We start from the raw sequence: 23,809 nt of genomic DNA on the forward strand, positions 1-23,809 counted from the left end.
TCAAAAGTTAAGTCGCTTACATGGGTGATTATATCCTTCAATAGTATCCTAAAAGAAACCTGGTTTCTTATAAGTGCTTACTTGTTTTTATGTGTTTTCTTTCACATAATGATTAGTGTACTTATTCACAAAGGTAAAGACATAATTTAAATTGGGGGATTTTAAGAAATGAATATATTAATAGTAAAAGCGAATGATCGTCCTGTATCAGAATCGATTACAAGTAAAATGTATGAAACGTTTATGGAAGCTATCAATGGAACTGAAGGTTTGAACGTGACTAGCTATGACGTTTTCTCTGAAGATATGCCTTACTTTGGTCAGGATTTATTTAATGCTTTCAATAAGTTGGAAAATGGAAGTTCGTTAACTGAAATAGAGCAACGTATTATAAATGCTAAACAAAAGGCAATGGATTCGATAACTTCTGCAGATGTAATTGTGCTAGCATTTCCAATGTGGAATTTAACGATCCCGGCTAAACTTCAGACGTTTATAGATTATGTATATTCACCAGGGTTTACATTCAATTATAGTGAAGACGGGAGCATGATTCCGTTAATGAAGGAAAAGAAAGTGATCCTGTTAAATGCGCGTGGTGGCGTATATTCTACTCCAGAAATGGGACAAATGGACATGTCTATTAATTATGTCCGTAATGTCTTTGGAGGTATTTTTGGAATGGAAATTATCGATGAGGTAATTATAGAAGGGCATAATGCAATGCCTGATCAAGCGGATCAAATAATTAGAGATGGAATTGGTAAAGTACAGGAAGTTGCACTTACTAGATTCTAAAGTAGTACATTTTGGTTTATTGTGGTTCATGTTAGTTTTAAATTTCAATATTATTTAAATGGAATGAGATAAAAAGTACTCATAATAAGTTATTTATAACTATTACGAGTACCGGATATTTTAATGAAAATTTCAGTAATTATTTTTGCAGCAAAGGCACCAAATAGATAAGCGGAGAGTAATAAAAACCAACTAGTATTCATTTCAAATAAATTAATGGTGAGTAACAATGGTTTAAATATGAAAGTAAAACCTATACAGGAGATGGTTGCATATATCCAATAACTCTTTTTCTTATTTATACACCATTGATACATGAGCATGAAGTAAACAGGTATAAAGGAGGCGTCGATGCCGATACTTCCTGGAAGTTGTGGGAATGCTACATAAGGATAATCCCACCACAATTTTCTCATTCCAAATGCATCTAAATAAGCTGCTAATACATGAATAGAATATCCATATACTACTAACAGGAAAATTTTACTCCGGTCGATTTTGAAAAACAAAACAATCAAGGGAATGATGAATAAGGCAAGTACAACCCAGAACTGCCACGATTGGAAATCAGAGTAGGAGCGCCAATAATCAGAAAAGCTTTGATCCAGATCTGCTTTTATCGATTGTATGTGTTGAAAGTGTTCTTGTTGTGTCATGTCAAAATTTCTCCTTTCTTGTAGTAGTTTAACTATAGTTTCTTCTTCTTATTCATAATTTTTCCAATGAAATTAATTTGAAATAATTTTAAAGTAGGTAAGAGATAGTGTAGGTTAGAACAGGAAAATAACCATCCTTAATCGGATGGTTATTTTTAAGTAACAGTTATTTGTCTTTTGCGATTTCCTTTCTATTTGGAGAAAGGGGTGGTTGCTCTAGCCATTTATTGTTTGTCATAATGTCGAACCAATCTTTTGTAACTGTTAAGTTCTTTAAAATAATTTTTTCATAGGTTGTGACAAGGTCAATTCGCATCGCCGAGGATAGTCCAGCGCCATGATAAGATTGTGCTGCTTGTAATAGAAATCCAACATGATACAGCATTAATTTGTCTGAGAAAGGTGCATCTTGAGAATCAGTAACCTCTGTTTCCCAAGACATGGGGATCGGTAAATTGTCTCCGTGAAGTATTTTTCCGAATGATTGAATCTGCTCATCTGAAACCTTTTGCGCCGTTTTTAAAAATTTTCTAATTTCTTCTGACTTTGTTACTTGACTGAACCCGATAGACAAAGCTTTCCCTAGTATCTTCTTTTTCATATTTTGAGAAAGTGCAACAATTTCTGTTGCGGCTAATGGGCGTTTTTCGCCAAAGAATCCATCAAGGAATTTATTACCCTCTATAAATTCTGGATTAGTATTAGGATAGAAATAGGGATCTCTTTGGAAATGCCCCTTTTCTAAAAGTAATTCTGTTGTCTGATGGTACATTCTTTTTCCATCGTTATCACAGGAGTCATAAAAATATCGTAAATCTTTTCTGACGGAAGTGGTTAGAGATGTTGTGTGTCCTAATACTCCGTGTAACGTCATAATATGTAAATAGTGTAAACAAAATATATCCGAGAAAAGCCGTTTAGTTCCTTTGTTTAAATCTGATTCTGAAAAGCCAATTGGTATTGGGAAACCATCCTTTTCGAGGAAAGTTGTTAGCTGTTGTTTTTGTTTTGCAAAGGTTTCTATAGCATCTTCAAATACTGATTTAATTTTTTCATCTTCTATTATCGAAAGCATATATTTATTCACAGTGTCAACAGCAGTTCCGTTAACATATTGTCCCCACAAAGTGCCGATTTCAGACGATGTTAGTTTAATATTGTCTTTAGCCAAAGAAATCACCTCATAACTAATGTTTCCCAAGTACTTATATTTTATAAAAGTTAGTGTGAAAATTTCATTTTGTAAGGAAGTATTTATGTGTGGTAACGGTTCAATGTAAAATAATTGTACTATCTTAAAGGAAAAAAATGTTAATATAAAGGTGTTATAAATATATATCCGAATTTGAAAAGGTACTTAGTTAATTATGCCACTCAAAGAAAAGAGGAGATTGGATGAAAAAGCGATCGATTATCTTTGTTATCTTACTTCTTTTGTTAGTATCAGCTTGTGGGGATTCAGAAGTTAGCTTGGAAAAAAGTGATGTTGGAGTTAGTGAATTGTAGGAAATCCATCTGCATCACCTAACCCTAATAATTATGTGTAAGCGCACAAAAAGGAGTTCCTATCTATCATCAATCAGGGGATAAAGCGTAGGTGAAGAGAATAGTTAGTATATAAAAATTTTGTAGTAGTAATTTGATTTGTTAGCTCAAAATAATTTTAATCGAACAAAACTAAGTGATAGCAATATGATTTTTCAGAGGAGAAGTATATGGAGAATTGGTTGACCCAAATTATGAACGAGTATGGCTATTTCGGTATTATGATGTTAATTGCACTAGAAAATGTATTTCCACCAATACCTTCCGAAGTAATATTAACGTTTGGAGGGTTTATGACAATAACATCAAATATGAGTGTTATTGGTGTTATTATTGCGTCAACTGCAGGTTCGGTAGTTGGAGCTATTATTCTGTATATCATTGGTCTACAACTTGATTTTCAAAAGGTGGAACGGGTGGTAGATAAATGGGGACATTTTCTTAGAATAACAAGGCGTGATGTTAGGAGAGCAGATGCCTGGTTCGATAAGTATGGATCGTGGACGGTATTTTTTTGCCGTTTTATCCCATTAATTCGTAGCTTAATTTCAATACCTGCCGGGATGTCCCGAATGAATATTGGCTTATTTCTATTGTTTACTACCTTAGGTACCCTGGTTTGGAACACAGTACTCGTTTATTTAGGTTCCTCAGTTGGAGCATCTTGGGAAGTGATAGTTGGCTATATGGAAATGTACTCACGAATTATATACGCCGGTTTAATTATTAGCTTTATTTTATTAGTAACCATTTTGATAAAGAGAAGACGAAAAAAGGATGGATTTAACGTTTACAAATAGGAGAGGGGCGCTCTTGATATGGGTGTTATTTTAAATAAAGTTGGTGCTATATTTATTGCAGTTAGTGATATTAAGGCTGCTCGTGATTGGTATTGTTCTATTCTAAATTTAGAACCAAAATATGATATATTAGCAGGTCATCTGTGCTGTATTCCTTTAGATAATAATGGATTAAATATAGTGTTGGATAGTAAAATTTATAGAGAAGATACTTATGCAAGGACTCCAATGTTTCATTTTAACACTCATGATATCCACGAAGCATTCCAATTTATGAAGGGAAAAGGAGTGGAAATAGTTACTGACATTGAACATGGTCACTCTTTTAACATAAAAGACCCTGATGGAAATATGCTGATGATTTGTCAGTTACTATAATTCTAACTATTGGATATTTAGAAAAAGAAGGGCTCTATTGTCTTTTTATTGATATCACTCATTAACTTCCACTTTTACAAAAAAATAACAATTAGAAAGAAGGATTATTAGAAATACGTGCGAATTTGTATGTATTATAAAGTGGATGAGAGGTGGGGTATAATGGGACTGGATATGAAAAAATGTGATTTGCAAAAGGTAGACATTTCAGGTTCAAAGTGGGAAGAGGTAAATGCAGAGGAGCTTATCATTGATAATGTAAGTTTGGCAAAGACAACTATTAATAATGTTAATATGAGTAACATGCTGTTAAGTGATGTTAACATGTCTGGTGTTAAGATCCAACATGCTAATTTTACTCATGCTGTTATCGATCATGTCCATTTATATGGCACAGAATTTCGAAGTGTAGTCTTCCCATTGGAGGGGGAGGGGAACTTTGATCCTAAAGGTAAGTACAAACCTATTAGTTTTGACAACTGCGACCTAACGAACGGAATCATGAAAAATTGTAACTTATCAGGTTTGGATATACTTGATTGTAATATAACTGGTTTAAAAATAAATGGAGTGCTCGTTGAAGATTTATTGAAAAATAGTAAAGTTTAAAGAACAAATTTTAAATGAATAATCTGACCAGGTGTGATTACTATTATGGTAACCACACTTTTTTTTGTGAGATTAATAGTAAGAATAGGCGTGGAGCCATAAAATGATAATAACCCCTTGGAAGATTTGTAGAATTATTAGTATATGACATCTGTCATGACTTAAGGAATTGAGGAAGTATTTCATATTTTCTTTGTGTTTTATTTGTTATAATTCTAAAAAGAGGAGTGGAAATTTGATAGCAAACCATGTCCACACAGAAAACGCAAAGAAGCACATTGGGATACAGCTAGTTAGGAGTTGGTCAGTTAGACAAGATAGAGTTATTACACTGTTAATGTGAAAAATGTAACAAGGTAAGTAAATAATAAAAAATTAAGGGATGATCTAATTGGCAGAAACACATACCTTTTCAAAAGGTGAGGAAATAGCAAATGCAATAACACATGGAATCGGAGCAGTTTTGAGTGTGGCGGGATTAGTTGTTCTAATCGTTTTTGCTGCACTTCACGGAACAGCATGGCATGTCGTGAGTTTTACAATATTCGGTTCAAGCATGTTTATTTTATATATGTCATCAACAATGGTACACGCCCTTCCAAAGGGGAAGGCAAAAGACCTTTTTGAAATTTTTGACCATTCATCGATCTACTTATTTATTGCTGGGAGTTATACGCCCTTTACATTTCTAGTGATGGACGGTGCAACAGGTTGGACATTATTCGGAATAGTATGGGGACTAGCTATTGCAGGTACTGTTTTTAAAGCCTTTTTTGTTAAGAAATATCTTTTCACTTCAACGGTCCTATATGTAGTGATGGGTTGGTTAATTGTTTTAGGGTGGAATGATATTACAAATAATTTACATCCTAATGGTGTTACCTTGTTAGTGATTGGTGGCGTCTGTTATACATTAGGTGCAGTATTTTATGTGTGGAGGGCATTTAAATTTCATCATGCGGTCTGGCACCTATTTGTAGTCGCAGGTACGATAACCCACTTTTTCTGCGTATTAATTTATTTGTTGCCTTAAAACAGGACGAGGGACGGTTTCCCACGTCCTGTTTTTTATTATTGATAAAAGGGATAAGGGACCTAGCCCCTTTGTTACATTTATTTTAAATCTATTAGGATGAAGCATTGATCATCGTTTTTATAGTAATGGTTGCTTTCATTTTCGAGAGAGTGTAAGATATTTTGTTTAACTTGAGTTAATGGTGTTGTTGTATTTTCCTTTAATAAACTGGCCAATTTATCTTGTCCGAGAGGTTCAGAAATACCGTCTGTGTAGAGAAGTAGCTTCGAACCTTTTTGATAAGAAAAACTTGTTGATCTGAAATCAATTCCCTTGAATGTCCCGATGGGGGGAGTGGATGTGTTAAGTTCTTTTTGTTGACCATGACTATCCTGGTACAGTGCTGGTGGATGGCCTGCATTAATATATTCAATTGTTTGTCTTTCGGTATCAATGAAAAGGTAAATGGCGGTACAATAATGCCAGGCGTCTTCATTATTATAAAATAGAGCATGCAAATGATCGTCTAGTTCTTTCAATACTAAGTCAGTTGGCATCCCTTTAGAAATTAGCCTTTGGAATAAGGCTTCAAGTGACATAGTAATTAGTGCAGAAGATATCCCGTGCCCCATCACATCTAATAAAATAACACCGTATTGACTTTTATTAATTTGATAGAAGCCGTATATATCCCCAGATAATTCATGGGATGCGTTATAATACGATTCAATTTGCAGTTGCTCATTAGCGATATCATCTGTAAGCGATGTTTCTTGTATTTTCTTTGCTAACTCCAATTCCCTTTGTGTATCCACTCTGTACTTGTGATTTTGTTGATTAACTTTAACAAGTTCTTCTTGTTTTTCTTCTAGGTTTTTTAAGGCGATTTTTAATTGTTCATTTATGTAATTCTTTTCCTCTAATCGTTGTTCAGCAACTTTGTTAGCTTGAATCAGCTGTTTTTCATATTCTACCCGTTTACTACTAGGTACGATAACGCACGAAATTTCCCCATCCTTTTTATCTGATGCATAAATTAAAGCGGGGATTAGATTACCACTATTCGACTTCAGTTCTATGTGTATTTCATCTGCACGATGTTTTTGTGCAATGATAGGATACAGAATAAATTGAAAGAATGTGATGGTCGACTTAGAAAGGATGGTTCGAATGCTTTGTCCTATCAATTGATGGTTTGAAGTATATCCGAGCATCGTTAATAACGGTTGATTGATCGTTAATATATTATATTCTTTTGACATTGTTAGAAAACCACCAGGTAACTGATCGAGTGTATCATTCATTTGCTAAGCCCGCCTAATTATTTATAGTAATTTCTTTTTCTATGTTGAGGTATTCATTGATTATATCAATCGTTTCATTGGGGTGGCTAAGATGCGGACAGTGCCCAATAGCTTTTGCATACGTAATAGTTGAATTAGATAAATGTTTGTGCATGTATTCCGCAACGGTAGTTGGCACAAATATGTCGTCAGAGCACTGAATAATGAATGATGGAACTGTAACTTGTGGAATGTATTTACGGTTATCTGAAAAGAAAACAACATCTGCAAATTTGCGTGTAATGTATGGATCATTCTGACTAAAAAGATCCTCGATTTCGGTCGCGATGTTAGAGCTGGTTGGATCATTTACAATTGTTGCTGCAACATTTGTAGCCCAACTCATATAATTTTTGTCCAACATGTCCATCAGTCCAGTTAGATCTTCTTTTTCAAATCCTCCAATATAATGGGGTGGTTCATTTTGTAAATAAGGAGAAGGGCCAATCATAATTAGTTTTGAAAAGAGATTAGGAGCTTTAATGGATGCAAGCATTCCGATCATACTTCCGATTGAATGGCCAATAAAGACGGCTTCACTCATATTCAATTCTGAACAGATATCTAATAAGTCTTCTACATAACCAGTTATAGTACTGTATTTACTTGGATCATAAGCATGTATATCAGATTCTCCAAATCCAACATAATCAAATAAAACAACTTGGTAGTCTTTCTCAAATTCTTTAGATACCTTTGACCAAACGTTTTGATCAAAATTAAAGCCTGGAGCGAATATCATTGGCTGTTTTCCTGTACCCCTCACTTTAACATTGTTACGAGTTATAGCCTTTTGTGTCATATTAAAACTCCTTGCATGAAAGATATTAGTTAATCTAATAACCATCATAACATTTGCCAAGCAAAAATTGGTATGAAATGGATTAAAAAGTTAATGGAGCATTAAGTTAGGAAATAACCTTTCTACACTTGCCTACTATGTTAGAGGTAATGCCTACTTTGTTTCTAAAATAATTAATTATATTTTGAATTTCTATTCTCTTTTTTTTTTAACTTTTTCAATTGTCTCCCCATTTGCGATAGAGAACAATTTGCTTTTCGGTTCATAAATTTGTTGAGAAGGCCACAATCCATGATTACCTGAAACAATGTAACTAACAATACAAGCAACAAAGAAATACTCAATTCCTTCACCTTTAAACATTTCTAAGGCTAAAAAGAAAGAGGTTATAGGGGTATTTGTGCCCCCGCTAAACGTTGCGATTAATCCTAAGGCAGCAAGAAAAGTTAGCGGCATATCGATAAAATTATGAAGGGTATTACCTAAAGTTGCCCCCATGAAAAATAAAGGGATTGCTTCCCCACCAACAAAACCAAATCCGAGTGTTATAGCTGTAAATATAAGTTTAGCCAAAAAAGCAAAGGGTGTTACGTCTCCAGAAAATGATTGTTGTAACATATTTAGACCGCGGCCATTGTAGTCTTGTGACCCCACAATAACGGTGAGAAGGACAATAATAAGCCCACCAGTAAATGCTCTCTTCATGTGGTTTTTCTTAAATAATTTCTCGGAATAATGTTGTATTCCATGTCTCAGTTGACTGTAACCCACACTTAATAGTCCAAAAATAATAGATAAACCGATCACTTTTATAAAGGTAAGAACAGACAGATCAGGTACGGCTTGAATGAGTAGCTCTTCGTGATGAACTCCCCATGCACCAGTAGTAATGAAATGTGCAACATAACTTGCAACTAAGCAAGGGATAATTGCTTCAAATTTGAGCATTCCTAAAATGGCCATTTCCATGCCGAAAAATGTACCAGCCAAAGGCGTACCGAAAGCAGCCCCGAATCCTGCACTAATCCCACTCATAATATAAAGTCGTTTGTCGAATAAATTTACCTTTAATAGTTTGTTTACGGATTCGGCAATACTTGTCCCCATTTGAACAGCAGCGCCTTCTCTACCTGTTGAACCGCCGAAAAAGACTGTAAGAAAGGTGGATATATAGGCTATCGGCCCCATACGTTTTAATATTTTTTTCTTCCCATGAACTGCTTCAATAACTAAATTGTTAAGTTTTGCTGCATCATGTAAGTTATCGGCTACATAAACCTTTCCGTAGTTCATATATATATAGCCTATGACTATACCTGATATAGGGAGAAGGTATATTAGCCAGTCCTTCTTTTCACGCACTGCCCCTAAGTAATCGTTAATTTCTAATAAAAAAGCAGTTGCCGATCCAACAACTATTCCAATTATGGTTCCTAAAATAATCCACTGCATAAGTGTGAAAATAAACTGGTTACTTTTTTGTTTTTTGCTCATCTAATCCTCCTCAATTCAATTTAGTTGGTGGGTCTTGGTTGTGGTTGCCAGTTTTTACTTCTGAGAAGATATTATTTTTGGAATTCGACTTTTCGGTAAGTTGTTCTCTTGTTGAATGTTCATTCATTCCTTGAATGAACTCCATCAGCATTTGAATATCCTCCTTTGTTGCATATTGCTTGTTTGTTTTTAACATGAATCCCAGTTGTCCATTAGATTCAACTGTAGCCCATTTGACGTCAGCAATGCTCTGGACGTTTTGCTGTCTTAGACGTAGTTCCAACATGTCAACAGTAAGACGCAGTTTTCTAAGATTTTTTTCCATAATTTTACCATCTTCAATGACCAGCTTAGATTTTCCATAAATGAATGTCTCTGCTTTATCAAATCTTAGAACGAGGTTTTCAACGAAAATAAGTGTCAGAACCATCAAAAAAGTTATTAACAACGTAATCCAAATGTTCCGTTCGCTTACAGGCTGAATAATTAAGGAACCAACTGCTACCATCATAACGGTTTGTGCTACGGTCAACTGTGAGACGGATTTTCTCCCTGCTAATCTAAGGATAAGAATTCCGCCCAGAACGATTAAGACTGATTTCCATACGAAATGTAAGTCCAATCCAATTCCCCCTTTTAAAAGGTTAGTCTGTTTTATATTTCCAATTAATCACCTAAGTATTCGAGGAACGTTAATAGCTAGAAAATGTATGGTCATCAATTTCTTAATTGAATTTTAAGAACCTTTAGTTTAAAAAAAGGGATATTGGAGAAATAGAAGGGCAGAGAAGAGGATCACTGTGGGTAATGAATAGATTCAGGTTTTAAATGTACCTTTTAAAAATGAGACAAAGGGACGATACCTTTGTCTCACATAACTAATGGATTAAGAATTCGCTTAGTGCGTGTTGTAGAGTTACGAATGTTCTAGTCTGTTCATTTAATTTAATACCGAGATCAGTAATTTTAAGTACTACCTCCTTCCTTAGACCAGTGATAATCGTTTCGCATCCCATCATGGAGGTACTATCAATTAGTTTTAATAACTGACTAATCACATCATCTTCCATATCAGCTACTCCTGATACATCCATCATTAGTTTTTGGATATGGTTTTCGCCTACTTCATTTAGTGCTTTCTCTTTAAGTATCTCAACTCTTTGTTCATCAATTTCACCAATTAATGGCAAAATAGAAATAGATTGGTTAATGGGGATAATAGGAACCGATAAATTTTCTACAAGCTTTCGTTGTTGCTTGATTAATCTGTCTTTAAAGGTTGAATAATTGATAAAAAATTGGTTAAGGAAATCATCTACACCACTATTTATATCATTTTCTAAATGGAACAAATCGTCGATGCTCATTTTGTCAGTTAGATTACTGTATTCTCTTATAAAAATCCAAAGAGTCCTACGAATTGCTTGTATCCATTCTAGTTTAAAGGTCAAGGCAATGGAATGTGTCGCCCATGCAATACCTTCTTGTTCAGCAAACTTCTCAATTTTTCTTTTCTCCTGATCGATTATAAAAACTATTAACTTATGTGCGTTGTTAACTAGGTCTATATTTCCTATTTGGAGAATTTCTTCTATTTTGTCTCTGACCGTTTCTGCTTCATCTAGTAAGCAGTTTTCAAATGTTTGTTTGTTATTCACGATAAAATCTCTCAATTGGAATGAATCTTGATAAGTGTAATCCACTTTACGCTCCCCCTATATATTTTTGGTTAATCAAAAGAATCAACCCAAAAATTCTAGTACAGCTTTGGATTAGGGATACGGGATGTATGTTTCCAGCTATGTATTTTTTTCATGACACTATTACTAGAATTGACGGGAATTGGATTGAAACGGACTAACTATTGATAATTATATAATAAGAAATTACTAAAGTCATGGGATTGGTGAGGAGGCATTAAATGGCTAATGAGCTTAAAGACCATTCTGTGGTGGTAAAGAGGACAAAGGAGTAATAATCTTTAGTGAAATGATAGAAGATAAGATTACAAAAATCTACACTATTTTAGTATAGTCATCTTTTCGATTTGAAAAAACCCAACGCCCATAAAGAAAAGGGGCATTGGGTACTGAACTAGGAGTCTAGTGTTTCGCATAATTAACACTGTTTTATTGGCGCTTTTGTTTTAAGTCATAATAAGCATCCATAATTCTCTTACCGATTTGATGGTTGTTGTAGTTCTATAATTGTTTTATATTTTTTTGAAGGGTAGGGGATATAAATAGCAGTGGTTTAACATAAAAACATAGAAAACTAGTTGGGTTTTTATGTTAAAATGATAGGGATAATTTGATAAAGAAACGCCTTTTGCGCATACTTTTCCTTCCAAAACTGTCACAGTTGATGGGGGATTTCTAGTAATTACATCTCAATTTTTAATATATGAGTGTAAATGCATGCGATGCTGTTGAATTGGTGACGTAAGAGTAAATCTAACGTTGTGGGATTGGAGAGACATATAGAAACCACTACGTTACATAGGAGAGAAGATGATGGACCCATTATTATTAAACATTCCGACTCAATTAGAAACAAACAGACTAATACTAAGGGCACCAAGCGCATCTGGGGATGGAAAAATAGTTAATGAGGCAATAGTAGACTCAATTAACGAATTAAAATTATGGTTGCCATTTGCTCAAACATTACCGTCTGTTGAAGAAACGGAACGTAGTGCGAGAATAGCATATATTAACTATTTAAAGAGAGAAAGTTTTCGTTACTTAATTTTTCATAAAGAGACAGAAGATTTTATAGGGATTACTAGTTATGAAACAGTAGATTGGGATATTCCTAAGAGTGAAATAGGATATTGGATTGCTACAAAGTTTAGTGGAAATGGTTATATGACGGAAGCTATTGAGAAATTGACACAATTTGGATTAAAGCAATTAGGTTTTAAAAGAATAGAAATAAGATGTGATCCAGAAAACTCTAAGAGTCGTTCTATACCACAAAGATTGGGGTATGACTTAGAAGGTATTTTAAAAAATGATGATAAATCGGCAGATGATAGGGAGCTGAGAGATACCTGTATTTATGCTATCATACAAAAACGTGGGACATAGGGACAGGTCCAGTGTCCCGATTCCCTAAAAAAGGGACCTGTCCCTTATTATGCAGATGGTTCTTTTGTTAGATTTAACGATTTACCGAATGGAACCTTAGGTTTGAAATGATCAGGTATCAACCAGTACACCTCGAAGTTAATTTCTTGACCTTCCCAAAAGTACCCTGTCACATCAGTAATGTAGAATAGCTTGTCTACTTTATTTTCCTTTGCCCATTCCAATACATCTGTATAGGAAGCTTTACCATGGGACATTAATGGAATCTCGGTAACTTTTTCAGTATCTGTTATTTCTCTAATCTTATAATCCGCAAAAATTAAAGGAGTTTTCTTCTTTACCTCGTCAAATAAAGATAAAATATTGCGTATCGTATCTACTGGATAATCGTTTGTTGACGTATCAACTGCTATTACCATATTTTCATCCTTTGCTTTGGTGATAACACTTAATAATTCTTTATGATAACTCATTACTCATCTCTCCCTAATTGATTTACTTTCTTAGTATCTCTATAATAGCTTCACTTAGAAATAGCAAAATTATGTAATAGTGAGTGACCTTTTGTCATAGCTCGACCATTTTTACCCATGACTATCTATTATAAATCGATTAGGGTGATTTTTTCAATACCCTAATCGATTGAAATACTTTTTCTTTCAGGTCTAAAACATTTTTTTTTGTTTTTTCCATGCCTTCGTTCTGTCTTTGTCTCTTGCAATCATTTGTTTGTAGGTAGTTTTATTTGGTAGCTTCTTAAATAAATCGTAACCAGGCCTTCCATTTCGGTCGTTTGTATTAACTTCTAATAACCAAAGGTTTGCATATGGATCGATACCAAAATCTGCACCTATATCAATAAAAGGATAATACTGATCTAGAAGGTTTGCGATCGCAAATGCAGAATTACTTAGATTTTCAATTATTGTGTGCAGATAATAATGATCAAACAAGTTACCTAAAATAAAGTCCGTTTCGACTATCCCTCCACCTTTTGACAGGAAATTTGAAACGATAGCGTCTTTTCCTCCTATTCTAACCAAATCACCAGCATTTACCCAATTACCATGTTTATCCCGTTGCAAGTGGATACGTATATCAAAAGCTCTAGAATCATATGATAAGATAGGAGCTCGTTGTTGGATGATTGTTTGGTATTTGGAATATTGGCCAAGCATGTTGTGCATGAAAGCATCCACAGTAGGATGGAATTCTGTAGATCCGTTTGGGTGTTTCAATAGAAAACCTTGATCCATAGGTGTTATAAGCGAAATATTCCTACCGGCCCAAGTGTCTACTGGTTTTATAAAAAAAGGTGTCTGACTGAATACAAATTGATATAAAGCAGGACCGGAAAAGTATTCCGTATATGGGATTTTAAAAGGTAATGAATGCGGTGCTAACAGCTTATACATTTCCCATTTATTAAAATAGAGCCGCTCTTTATCAAAGTGAATCTTATTGTTAGTTTGTGGCGTATTTTGGAGACTACTATTATCCATAGTATACTTGCTCCTTTCCTTAATGTATACAATATATACATATGGAGAAAATAGGTATTCGGTTACATGATCGTTAAAAGGCTGCGCATCGAATGCACAAGTTGACACGTTTAGGACATGTCTATATAATTAAAAATCGTGTTATTAAAGACATTACAAAGTTAGATTAGACCTAAAAGGGAGATATGTAAGATAGGCTTTTATATTATTTGAGCAAGCCGATGGTTTTGGATTCGTAAATTATTAAATAATAATTTCCCATCTAGCAGTCTGCAATGACAATAAGACAGAAAAAGAGGGACGTTATTGTAGGCACTTGCTCCTAAAAACTAGGAGGAAAAAAGTGCATCACAACAAAAGAAAAAATACATTAGATAAGACCGTTTTTTATGTAAGTGGAGGTTTATTAATTTTATTTGTGTTATTCGCCATATATGATTTGGAAATGGTGGAGAACATGATTAATGTTTCGTTTAGTTTCTGTGCGAAATATTTCGGTTCCTATTGGGAGCTACTATTATTAGCTAATTTTATTATTGGTATCATTTTAGCGTTATCAAAGTATGGTAAAGTCCGACTAGGTAAGAAGGAAAAGCCAGAGAATGGTTATTATCGTTGGATAGCAATGATCTTATGTACACTACTTGCGAGTGGTGGAGTTTTCTGGGCGGCTTCTGAACCGATGTATCATTTTATCACTAATCCCCCATTATTTATAGATAATTCCTCGACGACTGTTGGTATAGAACCTGCATTAGCACAAGCATTCCTTCATTGGGGTTTTCTTGCTTGGGCAATCCTTGGTACATTAGCTACCATTGTATTAATGTACGTTCATTATCACAAAGGTTATCCGATGAAACCTAGATCGTTTTTATACCCGATCTTTGGTGAGAAAATTTTCCATAAAAGTGTAATTGGTAGTACAGCAGACATCATATCTATAATTGCTGTTGCTGCAGGGACAATGGGCCCGATCGGCTTTTTAGGGTTGCAAGTCGGTTATGGGTTACATTCCATATTTGGGATTCCTAATACACTCGTTACCAACATTATAGTAATTGGTGCATTAGTAGTAATTGCAGCTATTTCGGTGGCGTCCGGTGTAGATAAAGGTATTCAGTTTTTAAGTCGGATGAATATAGGTTTAACGGTGATTTTAGCTGTATCAATGTTGATCTTAGGTCCAACTATGTTTATTCTAAATAAGTTTATATCTGCAGAGGGGTTTCATTTGCAAAACATGTTGACAATGGCATTATACCAAGGTGATAAAGCATGGTTAGGTGCTTGGACCATCTTCTTTTGGGGTTGGTTTTTAGGGTATGGACCAATGATGGCGATCTTTATTGCAAAAATTTCTCGCGGACGTACGATTCGAGACTTAATTCTAGGTGTGTCCATTGTGGCACCACTCGTTACCAACTTCTGGTTTTCTGTTATTGGTGGTACTGGAATTAAAGTAGAGCTTGATAAACCAGGTTCTATATCCGGTCCACTATCTGAAGGTGGAATGCCGGCAGTAGTGATGGCAATTATGGATAACCTACCACTAGGTTTTCTATTAGCAATTGGCTTCTTAATTGTCACAATCGTTTTTGTGGCAACAACTGTTGATTCCATTTCTTATACTGTTGCCGTGACATTATCTGGTACTGATAATCCTCAAAAATGGACGCGTGTATTTTGGGTATTAATCTTTGGTATATTATCCGTTGTCCTGTTATCAATTGGAGAAAATAGTATCTCGGCTATCCAAAATTCGATTGTTGTAACGGCAGTTCCAGTTTCCCTGTTGTTATTACCATCATTATGGAACGCGCCGCAAATTGCGAAAAAGCTAGCAAAAGAACAAGGTATTGTTTCTGAAAAACATTCAAATACGAAGAAGTAATCTATTCAAGAATATTCTAATCTAACCATTGACCCAATGTCTTAAGACATTGGGTATTTTTTTAACTGTTGTTTATTTTAAAAAGCACTTGAGTAAAAGGGTTATGATAAAGTATAAACTTTTGTAAAGGATGATCGATTATGGGTATTGAGATTTATAAGATCGAAAAGGAACAGGCCTGGGAAACGAGACATACTGTGATGTGGCCAAATAAAGAATTTAACTATATAAAACTAAAAGATGATCATGTAGGGATTCACTTTGGTTTATTTAAGGATGATATATTAGTTTCGGTTGTCTCTGTTTTTGTTAATAACAAGACATGTCAGTTCAGAAAGTTTGCAACACTGCAATCTATGCAAGGGAAAGGATATGGAACAATGCTATTGAATTACATCATTGATGAGGCAAGAAACTGGGGTGTCGAGAAAATTTGGTGTAATGCAAGAGAAAATAAAACAAGCTTTTATAAAAAATTTGGTCTAGAAGAAACAAAAGAAACGTTTATAAAAGGGGGGAGATCTTACGTTGTAATGGAGAAAAGCATATAGGAAAATAGTTGATGGGATAAGATGGGGGAAGGTGCAAGAAGAACGATCCCCGTCCCGATGTTAAAAATAATACAATTGTTAAATCTTTCGAAAAAGGTGGATGAGTACTTAGGTTTGACGTAGTAACCTAGTCAGATTGCTTAATAAAAGGCCAATTATTCAAGATAAAACGTAATTATTACTATTTACATCGTTTTGATTATGGGGTATAATCTGATTTGTAAATCGTAACTATTATGATTTGTTTTTGTTCTAGGATAGTTACATAGTTAGTTATAGAATTACTTTAGTACTACGACCCGAAATGCTCTTTTCGGACCGATTGTCTCCTATGTCGTAATATCTATAGAATCACTAGTAAGAGTTTGAAACATTCCTCTACTCTAGAAGATGAGTGCTTAATCAGCGCTGCTTAAAAAACGCTCGCTTTCCGTGGGGAACGCTTTAGCTTCCTCGCTCGCAAAGAACACTCGCTGTGGGATCTTCAGACTGTTCCTTTCCCACGGAAAGCGGAGTATTCTGCCGGAACGAGTTCAAGCACACATCCAAAGGTTTTTATAAGTTACTGCAGATTTTATCTCAAATGCGTCATTCAAAGCATCAAAGTATGTGAAAAAACAAATCGTAATGGTTATGGTTATGTAATAATTAAATTTTTAGGAGGATGAGATGTGAAAAAGAATGCGAGATTCTTAGTTTTAATTTTGATGTCTATTTTTATATTAAGTGCATGCGGAACTGATAATAAAGCTACTTCTAGTGAAGGGAATGAAGAGAAGGGTGCTTTAAATATTTATACTACATTGTATCCATTGGAATATTTCACAAAACAAATTGGCGGAGATTATGTAGAAGTGTCTTCTATTCTCCCACCTGGTACGGATGCCCATACTTTTGAACCAACTTCAAAAACGGTATTAGAAATTGCTGAAGCTGATTTATTTATTTATAACAATGTAGACATGGAGGCTTATGCGGAAACTATAATTGATGCACTAAAAGACGATGTTACTGCAGTTGAAGCTTCGGCTGGAATATCCCTATTACAGGGTGAACATGAACACGATCACAATGGTACAACAGAGGAAGCAGAGCATGAGCACGATAGTGAAGAAGGCCACAGTGAAGAGACCCATACGGAAGAAGAACATAGCGAAGAAGCGCATATGGAAGAAGAGGGCCACAGTGAAGAGGCACATACAGAAGAAGAGCATAATCATGGCGAGGCTGATCCACATGTATGGTTAGATCCAATCCGTGCCATTTCAGTAGCGGAAAATATAAAGAATACCCTAATTGAGATGAAACCAGAGGCAAAACAAGATTTTGAAGCCAATTTTGCGGATTTGAAGACCAAACTTGAAAAATTAGATGAAGATTTTCATAATCAACTAGAATCGAAGGAACGTAATGAAATCTTAGTGACTCATGCTGCATATGGTTATTGGGAAGAAGCGTATGGATTGGAGCAGATATCTATATCAGGATTATCTTCTACAAATGAGCCTTCTCAAAAGCAGTTAGAAGAAGTCATTCAAACAGTCGAGGAACTTGAAATTCATTACTTACTATTTGAACAAAATGTAACACCAAAAGTAGCAAAAGTTATTCAAAGTGAAACAAAGGTTGAATCGCTTCAAATCCATAATTTAGCTGTGCTAACAGAAGAGGATATTGATGCAGATGAGGACTATTTCACATTGATGAATAAGAATTTAGAAGTGTTATTAACGGCTCTAGAAAACTAGGTGTAACAAATTAAAGTGGGACAGGAGGATGAACTTCTTGTCCCACTTTTTCACTTTTCTTCCATTTGCTTTCTAATCTTTCTGATTGATTCTTTAAATTCTTGTACGTTAGCTAGTTGATCTATATGGTTACCGTATCTGACTTGTTTGTATAAGCAGGTGTGTTCCATCGGTAATTCTAACCTCGTGAACCAATCATTTAGACTTTCTCCTCGTTTTCTTTCTAGTCCTAATTTACGACTATATTTTTCTAATTCAAAAATCTCTCTACGTATTGGATGTTCAGGCTTTTTACCTAAGGAATTTTTTCGGAAACGTGATGTCGTCTTGGGTGAATCTATGTTGCTAATTGAAGCGTATTCTTCTTGGTTTCGTTGTTTTTCTTTATTGACATATCTTTTGTATAAGCCAAATGAAACAAGCACAATACCAAGTATTATTAATCCGTTAATTGTCCAATAAATCAATTGTGTAATTACTTCCCCATTCTGTTGAGCAAGCTGATCTAATTTGTTTTGATTATCCTGCATAGGCTTCATCTCTTGAAGTTCCGATTTTTCGGCATCAGGTGTAGGTAATTTAATGTCGATCCACTTATCTAGTATAGTCAATATTTTTTCTGTAAGGAAAAGAACAGCATCAACAACTTTTACATACAACCATCTAAAAAGATCGAACATTACCCAAAAAATGCCGAGTATCATAATCGGTACTCCTAGGAGCAATAGAGTTAATCTGCCTTTTGAAATACGCTGTTCACTTTTAATAAAAATATTACTTAAGAATCCCCCACCGACTACTACAAGGAATTGCAAGATAACAATAAATAAAACCTCTAGGTTATTGGAGAACATCAGAATCATAATGGCAGCTACTATAGTTAACCCAAATATTTTCAATTGATTTTGTTGATCAGCCATCTCTTGATGTGAGATATACCGCCAGCTAAAGAAAAAGCTAGTAAGGATGCTGATGAAAATTGGGAAATGAAACAAATAGTATGCACAAGCGGTAATAACACAAATACTTCCAATAAAGATGAATTGATATTTATTAGTCAACAAGCCGACTATCGGAAGTAAAATAATCGAACCAATCATTAGTAAAAAGTAGTTAAGAAATGGGTATCCACTGTTCGCTAGAAAAAAGAAAGGGAGGAGCAGGAAATAAAAAGCAATTGCTTCACTCAGCCATTGATATACTCTAGTGATGGATAAATTTGCTTCCATGAAGTTCGCTCCCTTCTATATTTTTTCTATCCAATAGTTTTCATCTTCCTGTTGAATATGAAATACTTGAACACCTTTTTTCTTCCATTCATTTAAATAAGTAATAGTGGAATCGTGTTTATCCCCGACAAAAATAATGTTGCGATGGTCTGCCAAGTGCTGATTGATTCGATACATGACGTGTGTAATCGTAAAAAGCATTTCCTGTTTCTTTATGCGTGCTAAAAGATTAAGCAGCATCTTTAAATGATTATCTCCTTCACCACGCTCTGTTCGGAAATATCCATAGCTGCCTGGACTCTTTATGTTAATGTGTAATTCAATGGGAAAACCAATTTCGGTGGCTTTGTAGCAAAGATAGGTTGCAACTGAGATATAGTCTTCTAATTTTTTTGACATGTAGGCATTATCCAGTCTACTATAGGATGCCACGTTAACGACAACTGTCCAAGACATATCCCACTTTCTTTCAAATACCTTTGTTTGAAGTTTTTGTGTTTTAGCACTAGCCTTCCAGTGAACCCTCTGCAAAGAATCAGAAGATACATAATCCCTTGTTCCTATAGCTTCCAAGACGTCCTCAAATGGGGAAACAAGTGCACGATTATTACCAAAGGCTTTGCTGATCAACTCTTCAACACCGCTTACTTGTTTAGCTTCAGGGAAAACAAGTAACTCTGTATCATAAACTTGACTAGGAACCAATGAAATAAAATCAAAACCAAACATATTTGGGAAAGTATAGTTTAATTTCGTTAGTTTCGTCATCCCACGATGTTTAGCTAGAAAAGAAAAATTCACCTTTACCTCGCTCGTATTAGGAATAGAAAGGGGAAGGGCGTTTCGTGTTTCGTTACCTAATTTTGATTCAATCTTGAAACTTGTTTCTTCCAATTCACTTGTTGTGGAAAAGGTTAGCTTTCCATTTTGAATTGGGATTTTGGAATGGTTATAAATAACTAATTGTACTTTTACTTGGTCACCAGGAAACATGGAGAGCGTCTGTTTTTTATTTTGAAGAAATAGTTTTTGACCTGCTACTTTTGCAAAAGTCATGTTCAGTACAACGAATGCAAAAATAAAAGCAGCAACTACAAATAATAACGGACGATTGAGTAAGATACCTATAGCGATACATAGGATGCCTATGCTGACTAAAAGTCCATTCTGTTTTTGTGAATCTGTTTGATCTTTTTTCCAACGGATCATTCTGGTGCCTCAATTTCAACAGGAACATCAATAGCTGTTATTATTTCATTCATGACTTGTTCCGGAGATTTTCGTAAAGTTGCTTCCATACTTAGTACAAGGCGGTGTTCAAAAACAGGTACAATCAAATCTTTGGCATCATCTGGTGTGATATAACTTCTTCCTTTCAATAAAGCACGTGCCTGGCAAGCACGTATCCAACCTAATACAGCCCGAGTACTAATTCCTACTTCAATGTCACTGTTCTCTCTAGTAGCCCTAGCAATATGTAAACAGTAGTCCACAACCGTATCCGCTGTTTCAATTTCTTTTACGGACTTTTTTAATTCGCTAATAGATTCGATAGACAATTTACTTTTTAATAAATCAATTGGCTCTTTTGTTCGATAGGATAGGAGAATATCCTTTTCTTCTTCAAAAGAAGGATAAGACATTTCGAGCTTGAATAAAAACCTATCTAATTGTGCCTCTGGTAACGGAAAGGTTCCATGGTTATTCTCTAAAGGGTTTTGTGTAGCTATAACAAAAAATGGATTAGGTAATTTAATCGTTTCCCCGTCAACCGTAGCTTGTTGTTCTCCCATTGCTTCTAGTAAACTTGATTGGGTTTTAGGTGTGGCGCGGTTGATTTCATCAGCTAATAGAATGTTCGTAACGACAGGACCGGTACGTAACTCAAATTGTTGTTTTTGTGGATTAAAAAATTGAATTCCAGTTACATCACTTGGCAATACGTCTGGTGTAAACTGTACTCTACTAAACTGACCATTCATCACTTTTGCAAAGCTATTCGCTAATTTCGTTTTACCGGAACCGGGAACACTTTCAAGAAGAACGTGACCATCTGATAATAACGCAATAAATAACTTTTCAATAACATCTTCTTTCCCTATAACAACCTTACTAATCTCGTCCATTGCATCTTGAACCTGTTTAATATGCTCATTCATAAATGTAAGACTCCCCTTATCTATATAACTAACTATAATTCCTATAGTTTACCAAATTTAGGGACAAAGGGACAGGTCCCTTGTCCCATTAACTAACTGTGTTAAATTCAGTTAGTTTGTAATACATATGATAATAAAGAGAGGATGTGTTTTGACAATTGAAAAGAAATATTCTGTTCATAGTTAGTATAGTTTTCTTTGTGTTTGTTCCAATTAGTCAAGCTACTTCATTTGTAACTGTTCAGGAAGTATTAGGTATGGCTGATGGAACAGATGTCACTGTTGAAGGGTATGTTGTTGGAGTACCTACTTCGGTAAGCAATGTAGAACAAAGTGATTTTAGTAGTAACTATGCATTGGCTTTAGCCGACGATCCAAACGAAACGGAAGCTAACCATATGGTGTATGTAAAACTAGATTCAGAATATCGAAGCCAATTCGGTCTTAACAATAATCCTAGTCTTAAAGGGTCTAAGGTGAAGGTAGAAGGTGTACGGGATCCTTATTTTAGTCACCAAGGAATAGAGAATATTACATCAATAAATACAATTTCCGATGATAGTAGTGTAGGTGGAGATAGCGGCTCTTCACCAAATAGTTATTATGAAGATGCTCATGGGCTTTCAGGTGTATCGCTGAAACAGGCACTTCATGAAATTATTGATGATCACAGGGAGTTATCCTATAGTCAAGTATGGGATGCTTTACGTCATACGGATGAAGATCCAAATAACTCAAACAATGTTTTGTTGCTTTATACTGGAAATTCCATTTCTAAATATAGTAATGGAGGATATATAGATGAATGGAATAGAGAACATGTTTGGGCAAAATCTCATGGTGATTTTGGAACGACAATGGGGGCTGGAACAGATATTCATCATCTTCGACCAACAGATGTATCGGTGAATTCAAGGCGGGGGAACCTTGACTTCGACAACGGAGGAAATGCATTCTATGAAGCTACTGATACGTATTATGACTCTGATTCGTGGGAGCCGCGTGATGATGTGAAAGGCGATGTGGCTAGAATGATATTTTACATGGCAGTTCGCTATGAGGGCGATCAAGGTGAAGTAGATTTAGAAATAGTTGATCAAGTAGGTACGAGAGGTCCATACCTTGGAAAAATTTCAACATTGAAACAGTGGCACCAGGAGGATCCTGTTGATAGTTTTGAAAGATCAAGAAACCAATTAATTTACTCAAATTACCAAGGCAATCGTAATCCATTTATTGACCATCCAGAATATGTAGAAGAGATCTGGTAATAGGAGAGGAAAGGTGCTTCTGTCCCTTTCCTCCTGTGAATTAACAGAATTTTAAGATATAACATATAATACTTAGCGTAACTATGTTATACTTATATGAGTATCAACTTATTTCCTGAAAAGGTAGGTGATAAGAGGATTCAGTATAAGTTAGGCTGTTTGAGAAAGGTTTTTTCAATACTTGAGTGGGTAATAAACACCAATTATGGTAATGAGTGAATGTTTGTAATGAAGTTTGGAAATAAATAGAATAGAATTGATTTTTTTACGAAAGCTAAAAGTATCAATCTTTATAAGATAGCCCTTCCTTCTATAAGAGGCTATTTTTTGTACCTGGAAAATGTAAAAGGCCCTTTGATATTGAGAATGCACCTTAAGTGGAAAAGTTTAGCGCATGATTCACGTAATCTCTATGGAGAACGTACAATAAGAATTACTAACTAAATCCAAAAAGCGAGGAGCGTTTATCTTATGTCAGAGAAAGGTATTGTTATCAATTTCAACGATTATAAACGCAAGAAAAAGGGGTTAGATAAACCTATTTTTAGGAAACCGACGAAAATATCAATTGGTGACCTGGAACATCCAGAACAAAACGGTCAATACCTTGTTATCTGTAATTTAGTTCACGACAATCGCCAGTTTCTTGCAATGGAAAGACAGGATGAGGAAGAGGCCCTTCTATCCTTAGTTGAAGGAATTGTAGAAGATGGTTTATTAGTAAGAGTTGCTCCAATAAAGGCCGATGAATTACCAGAGATTGAGGCGAAGTTTTCAAAGGTTTTTGCTCAAGCTAGCACAAAGTATGGTATTCCAGCTCAAAGTAATAGGAAAAAATTTAATTTTAGAAAATGATTTTTTAAAAGAAATGCTGTTTGTAAAAAGGAGAGTTTATAGTACGTGAGAGGATATAAATAAAGACATGT

23 protein-coding genes are annotated in these 23,809 nt (G+C 34.9%); 11 read left to right on the forward strand and 12 right to left on the reverse strand.

Annotation, left to right across the window (positions count from 1 at the left end):
* The first annotated feature begins 168 nt into the window (after window positions 1–168).
* Window positions 169–798 carry an FMN-dependent NADH-azoreductase gene (locus tag H7K77_RS02030; protein ID WP_186576047.1) on the forward strand — a complete coding sequence of 210 codons (630 nt, stop codon included), beginning with the start codon at window positions 169–171 and terminating at the stop codon, window positions 796–798.
* A gap of 89 nt (window positions 799–887) precedes the next feature.
* Here H7K77_RS02030 and H7K77_RS02035 read toward each other — a convergent pair whose 3' ends face one another.
* Window positions 888–1,454: a CBO0543 family protein gene (locus tag H7K77_RS02035; RefSeq protein WP_186576048.1), complete on the reverse strand. Its 567-nt coding sequence runs from the start codon at window positions 1,452–1,454 to the stop codon at window positions 888–890.
* Between the two features lie 166 nt (window positions 1,455–1,620).
* Window positions 1,621–2,625: a DUF3231 family protein gene (locus H7K77_RS02040; protein ID WP_186576049.1), complete on the reverse strand. Its 1,005-nt coding sequence runs from the start codon at window positions 2,623–2,625 to the stop codon at window positions 1,621–1,623.
* 544 nt (window positions 2,626–3,169) lie between these two features.
* On the opposite strand from H7K77_RS02040, the gene H7K77_RS02045 reads away from it, so the two are divergent.
* The 4 genes from H7K77_RS02045 to trhA all read left to right on the forward strand — a co-directional run bounded on the left by H7K77_RS02045 (window position 3,170) and on the right by trhA (window position 5,819).
* The gene (locus tag H7K77_RS02045) at window positions 3,170–3,799 is read left to right on the forward strand and encodes a DedA family protein (RefSeq protein WP_186576050.1); all 630 of its coding nucleotides are present in this window, start codon (window positions 3,170–3,172) and stop codon (window positions 3,797–3,799) included.
* 18 nt (window positions 3,800–3,817) lie between these two features.
* Complete coding sequence (locus H7K77_RS02050) at window positions 3,818–4,177, forward strand: VOC family protein (protein WP_186576051.1); 360 nt, start codon at window positions 3,818–3,820, stop codon at window positions 4,175–4,177.
* 162 nt (window positions 4,178–4,339) lie between these two features.
* The gene (locus H7K77_RS02055) at window positions 4,340–4,786 is read left to right on the forward strand and encodes a pentapeptide repeat-containing protein (RefSeq protein ID WP_186576052.1); all 447 of its coding nucleotides are present in this window, start codon (window positions 4,340–4,342) and stop codon (window positions 4,784–4,786) included.
* Between the two features lie 391 nt (window positions 4,787–5,177).
* On the forward strand, window positions 5,178–5,819 hold the full coding sequence (gene trhA / locus H7K77_RS02060) for a PAQR family membrane homeostasis protein TrhA (RefSeq protein ID WP_186576053.1): 642 nt from the start codon (window positions 5,178–5,180) through the stop codon (window positions 5,817–5,819).
* Window positions 5,820–5,899: 80 nt separating this feature from the next.
* Here trhA and H7K77_RS02065 read toward each other — a convergent pair whose 3' ends face one another.
* The 5 genes from H7K77_RS02065 to H7K77_RS02085 all read right to left on the reverse strand — a co-directional run bounded on the left by H7K77_RS02065 (window position 5,900) and on the right by H7K77_RS02085 (window position 11,143).
* A complete protein-coding gene (locus H7K77_RS02065; RefSeq protein WP_186576054.1) occupies window positions 5,900–7,105 on the reverse strand; it encodes a SpoIIE family protein phosphatase in 1,206 nt (401 codons plus the stop codon).
* A gap of 13 nt (window positions 7,106–7,118) precedes the next feature.
* On the reverse strand, window positions 7,119–7,946 hold the full coding sequence (locus tag H7K77_RS02070) for an alpha/beta fold hydrolase (RefSeq protein ID WP_186576055.1): 828 nt from the start codon (window positions 7,944–7,946) through the stop codon (window positions 7,119–7,121).
* 192 nt (window positions 7,947–8,138) lie between these two features.
* Window positions 8,139–9,440, reverse strand: coding sequence for a voltage-gated chloride channel family protein (locus H7K77_RS02075; RefSeq protein ID WP_186576056.1), 1,302 nt, complete (start codon window positions 9,438–9,440; stop codon window positions 8,139–8,141).
* 10 nt (window positions 9,441–9,450) lie between these two features.
* The gene (locus tag H7K77_RS02080; protein ID WP_186576057.1) at window positions 9,451–10,062 is read right to left on the reverse strand and encodes a DUF421 domain-containing protein; all 612 of its coding nucleotides are present in this window, start codon (window positions 10,060–10,062) and stop codon (window positions 9,451–9,453) included.
* 256 nt (window positions 10,063–10,318) lie between these two features.
* The gene (locus tag H7K77_RS02085) at window positions 10,319–11,143 is read right to left on the reverse strand and encodes an STAS domain-containing protein (protein WP_186576058.1); all 825 of its coding nucleotides are present in this window, start codon (window positions 11,141–11,143) and stop codon (window positions 10,319–10,321) included.
* An 810-nt stretch (window positions 11,144–11,953) separates the two neighbouring features.
* On the opposite strand from H7K77_RS02085, the gene H7K77_RS02090 reads away from it, so the two are divergent.
* The gene (locus tag H7K77_RS02090) at window positions 11,954–12,529 is read left to right on the forward strand and encodes a GNAT family N-acetyltransferase (RefSeq protein WP_186576059.1); all 576 of its coding nucleotides are present in this window, start codon (window positions 11,954–11,956) and stop codon (window positions 12,527–12,529) included.
* A gap of 47 nt (window positions 12,530–12,576) precedes the next feature.
* On the opposite strand, the gene H7K77_RS02095 is transcribed toward H7K77_RS02090, so the two are convergent.
* The gene (locus H7K77_RS02095) at window positions 12,577–13,002 is read right to left on the reverse strand and encodes a VWA-like domain-containing protein (RefSeq protein WP_186576060.1); all 426 of its coding nucleotides are present in this window, start codon (window positions 13,000–13,002) and stop codon (window positions 12,577–12,579) included.
* 192 nt (window positions 13,003–13,194) lie between these two features.
* A complete protein-coding gene (locus H7K77_RS02100) occupies window positions 13,195–14,031 on the reverse strand; it encodes a YheC/YheD family protein (protein ID WP_186576061.1) in 837 nt (278 codons plus the stop codon).
* 343 nt (window positions 14,032–14,374) lie between these two features.
* Between H7K77_RS02100 and H7K77_RS02105 the strand changes: the two genes are divergently transcribed.
* From H7K77_RS02105 to H7K77_RS02115, 3 genes are all read left to right on the forward strand, one after another.
* On the forward strand, window positions 14,375–15,925 hold the full coding sequence (locus H7K77_RS02105; RefSeq protein WP_186576062.1) for a BCCT family transporter: 1,551 nt from the start codon (window positions 14,375–14,377) through the stop codon (window positions 15,923–15,925).
* A gap of 146 nt (window positions 15,926–16,071) precedes the next feature.
* A complete protein-coding gene (locus H7K77_RS02110; protein WP_186576121.1) occupies window positions 16,072–16,476 on the forward strand; it encodes a GNAT family N-acetyltransferase in 405 nt (134 codons plus the stop codon).
* A 671-nt stretch (window positions 16,477–17,147) separates the two neighbouring features.
* Entirely contained in the window at window positions 17,148–18,224 is a 1,077-nt protein-coding gene (locus H7K77_RS02115) for a metal ABC transporter solute-binding protein, Zn/Mn family (protein ID WP_328700999.1), read from the forward strand.
* 50 nt (window positions 18,225–18,274) lie between these two features.
* Here the strand turns inward: H7K77_RS02115 and H7K77_RS02120 are convergent, their stop codons facing one another.
* Genes H7K77_RS02120 through H7K77_RS02130 form a run of 3 tightly spaced genes read right to left on the reverse strand, consistent with a single transcriptional unit; the run spans window position 18,275 to window position 21,612 of the window.
* Entirely contained in the window at window positions 18,275–19,453 is a 1,179-nt protein-coding gene (locus tag H7K77_RS02120; RefSeq protein WP_186576063.1) for an MFS transporter, read from the reverse strand.
* Between the two features lie 15 nt (window positions 19,454–19,468).
* Window positions 19,469–20,662 carry a DUF58 domain-containing protein gene (locus tag H7K77_RS02125; protein ID WP_186576064.1) on the reverse strand — a complete coding sequence of 398 codons (1,194 nt, stop codon included), beginning with the start codon at window positions 20,660–20,662 and terminating at the stop codon, window positions 19,469–19,471.
* Window positions 20,659–21,612: an AAA family ATPase gene (locus tag H7K77_RS02130; RefSeq protein ID WP_186576065.1), complete on the reverse strand. Its 954-nt coding sequence runs from the start codon at window positions 21,610–21,612 to the stop codon at window positions 20,659–20,661. The genes H7K77_RS02125 and H7K77_RS02130 overlap by 4 nt, the downstream gene beginning before the upstream one ends.
* A gap of 158 nt (window positions 21,613–21,770) precedes the next feature.
* Between H7K77_RS02130 and H7K77_RS02135 the strand changes: the two genes are divergently transcribed.
* A complete protein-coding gene (locus tag H7K77_RS02135; protein ID WP_222599166.1) occupies window positions 21,771–22,883 on the forward strand; it encodes an endonuclease in 1,113 nt (370 codons plus the stop codon).
* A 471-nt stretch (window positions 22,884–23,354) separates the two neighbouring features.
* Window positions 23,355–23,738 (forward strand): hypothetical protein, encoded by a 384-nt coding sequence (locus tag H7K77_RS02140; RefSeq protein ID WP_186576066.1) that lies wholly within the window; start codon window positions 23,355–23,357, stop codon window positions 23,736–23,738.
* The last annotated feature ends 71 nt before the right edge of the window (window positions 23,739–23,809 follow it).

The sequence above is a fragment of the Aquibacillus kalidii genome (genome assembly GCF_014280935.1).
Taxonomy (GTDB): Bacteria; Bacillota; Bacilli; order Bacillales; family Amphibacillaceae; genus Aquibacillus_D; species Aquibacillus_D kalidii.

Excerpts from the sequence above, each read along its gene's own strand:
- H7K77_RS02125 (WP_186576064.1), bottom strand. The coding sequence starts at position 20,662 with ATGATCCGTTGGAAAAAAGATCAAACAGATTCACAAAAACAGAATGGA.
- H7K77_RS02050 (WP_186576051.1), top strand. The coding sequence starts at position 3,818 with ATGGGTGTTATTTTAAATAAAGTTGGTGCTATATTTATTGCAGTTAGT.
- H7K77_RS02120 (WP_186576063.1), bottom strand. The coding sequence starts at position 19,453 with ATGGAAGCAAATTTATCCATCACTAGAGTATATCAATGGCTGAGTGAA.
- H7K77_RS02045 (WP_186576050.1), top strand. The coding sequence starts at position 3,170 with ATGGAGAATTGGTTGACCCAAATTATGAACGAGTATGGCTATTTCGGT.
- H7K77_RS02140 (WP_186576066.1), top strand. The coding sequence starts at position 23,355 with ATGTCAGAGAAAGGTATTGTTATCAATTTCAACGATTATAAACGCAAG.
- H7K77_RS02100 (WP_186576061.1), bottom strand. The coding sequence starts at position 14,031 with ATGGATAATAGTAGTCTCCAAAATACGCCACAAACTAACAATAAGATT.
- H7K77_RS02095 (WP_186576060.1), bottom strand. The coding sequence starts at position 13,002 with ATGAGTTATCATAAAGAATTATTAAGTGTTATCACCAAAGCAAAGGAT.
- H7K77_RS02130 (WP_186576065.1), bottom strand. The coding sequence starts at position 21,612 with ATGAATGAGCATATTAAACAGGTTCAAGATGCAATGGACGAGATTAGT.
- H7K77_RS02055 (WP_186576052.1), top strand. The coding sequence starts at position 4,340 with ATGGGACTGGATATGAAAAAATGTGATTTGCAAAAGGTAGACATTTCA.
- H7K77_RS02030 (WP_186576047.1), top strand. The coding sequence starts at position 169 with ATGAATATATTAATAGTAAAAGCGAATGATCGTCCTGTATCAGAATCG.
- H7K77_RS02070 (WP_186576055.1), bottom strand. The coding sequence starts at position 7,946 with ATGACACAAAAGGCTATAACTCGTAACAATGTTAAAGTGAGGGGTACA.
- H7K77_RS02090 (WP_186576059.1), top strand. The coding sequence starts at position 11,954 with ATGGACCCATTATTATTAAACATTCCGACTCAATTAGAAACAAACAGA.
- H7K77_RS02035 (WP_186576048.1), bottom strand. The coding sequence starts at position 1,454 with ATGACACAACAAGAACACTTTCAACACATACAATCGATAAAAGCAGAT.
- H7K77_RS02075 (WP_186576056.1), bottom strand. The coding sequence starts at position 9,440 with ATGAGCAAAAAACAAAAAAGTAACCAGTTTATTTTCACACTTATGCAG.
- H7K77_RS02065 (WP_186576054.1), bottom strand. The coding sequence starts at position 7,105 with ATGAATGATACACTCGATCAGTTACCTGGTGGTTTTCTAACAATGTCA.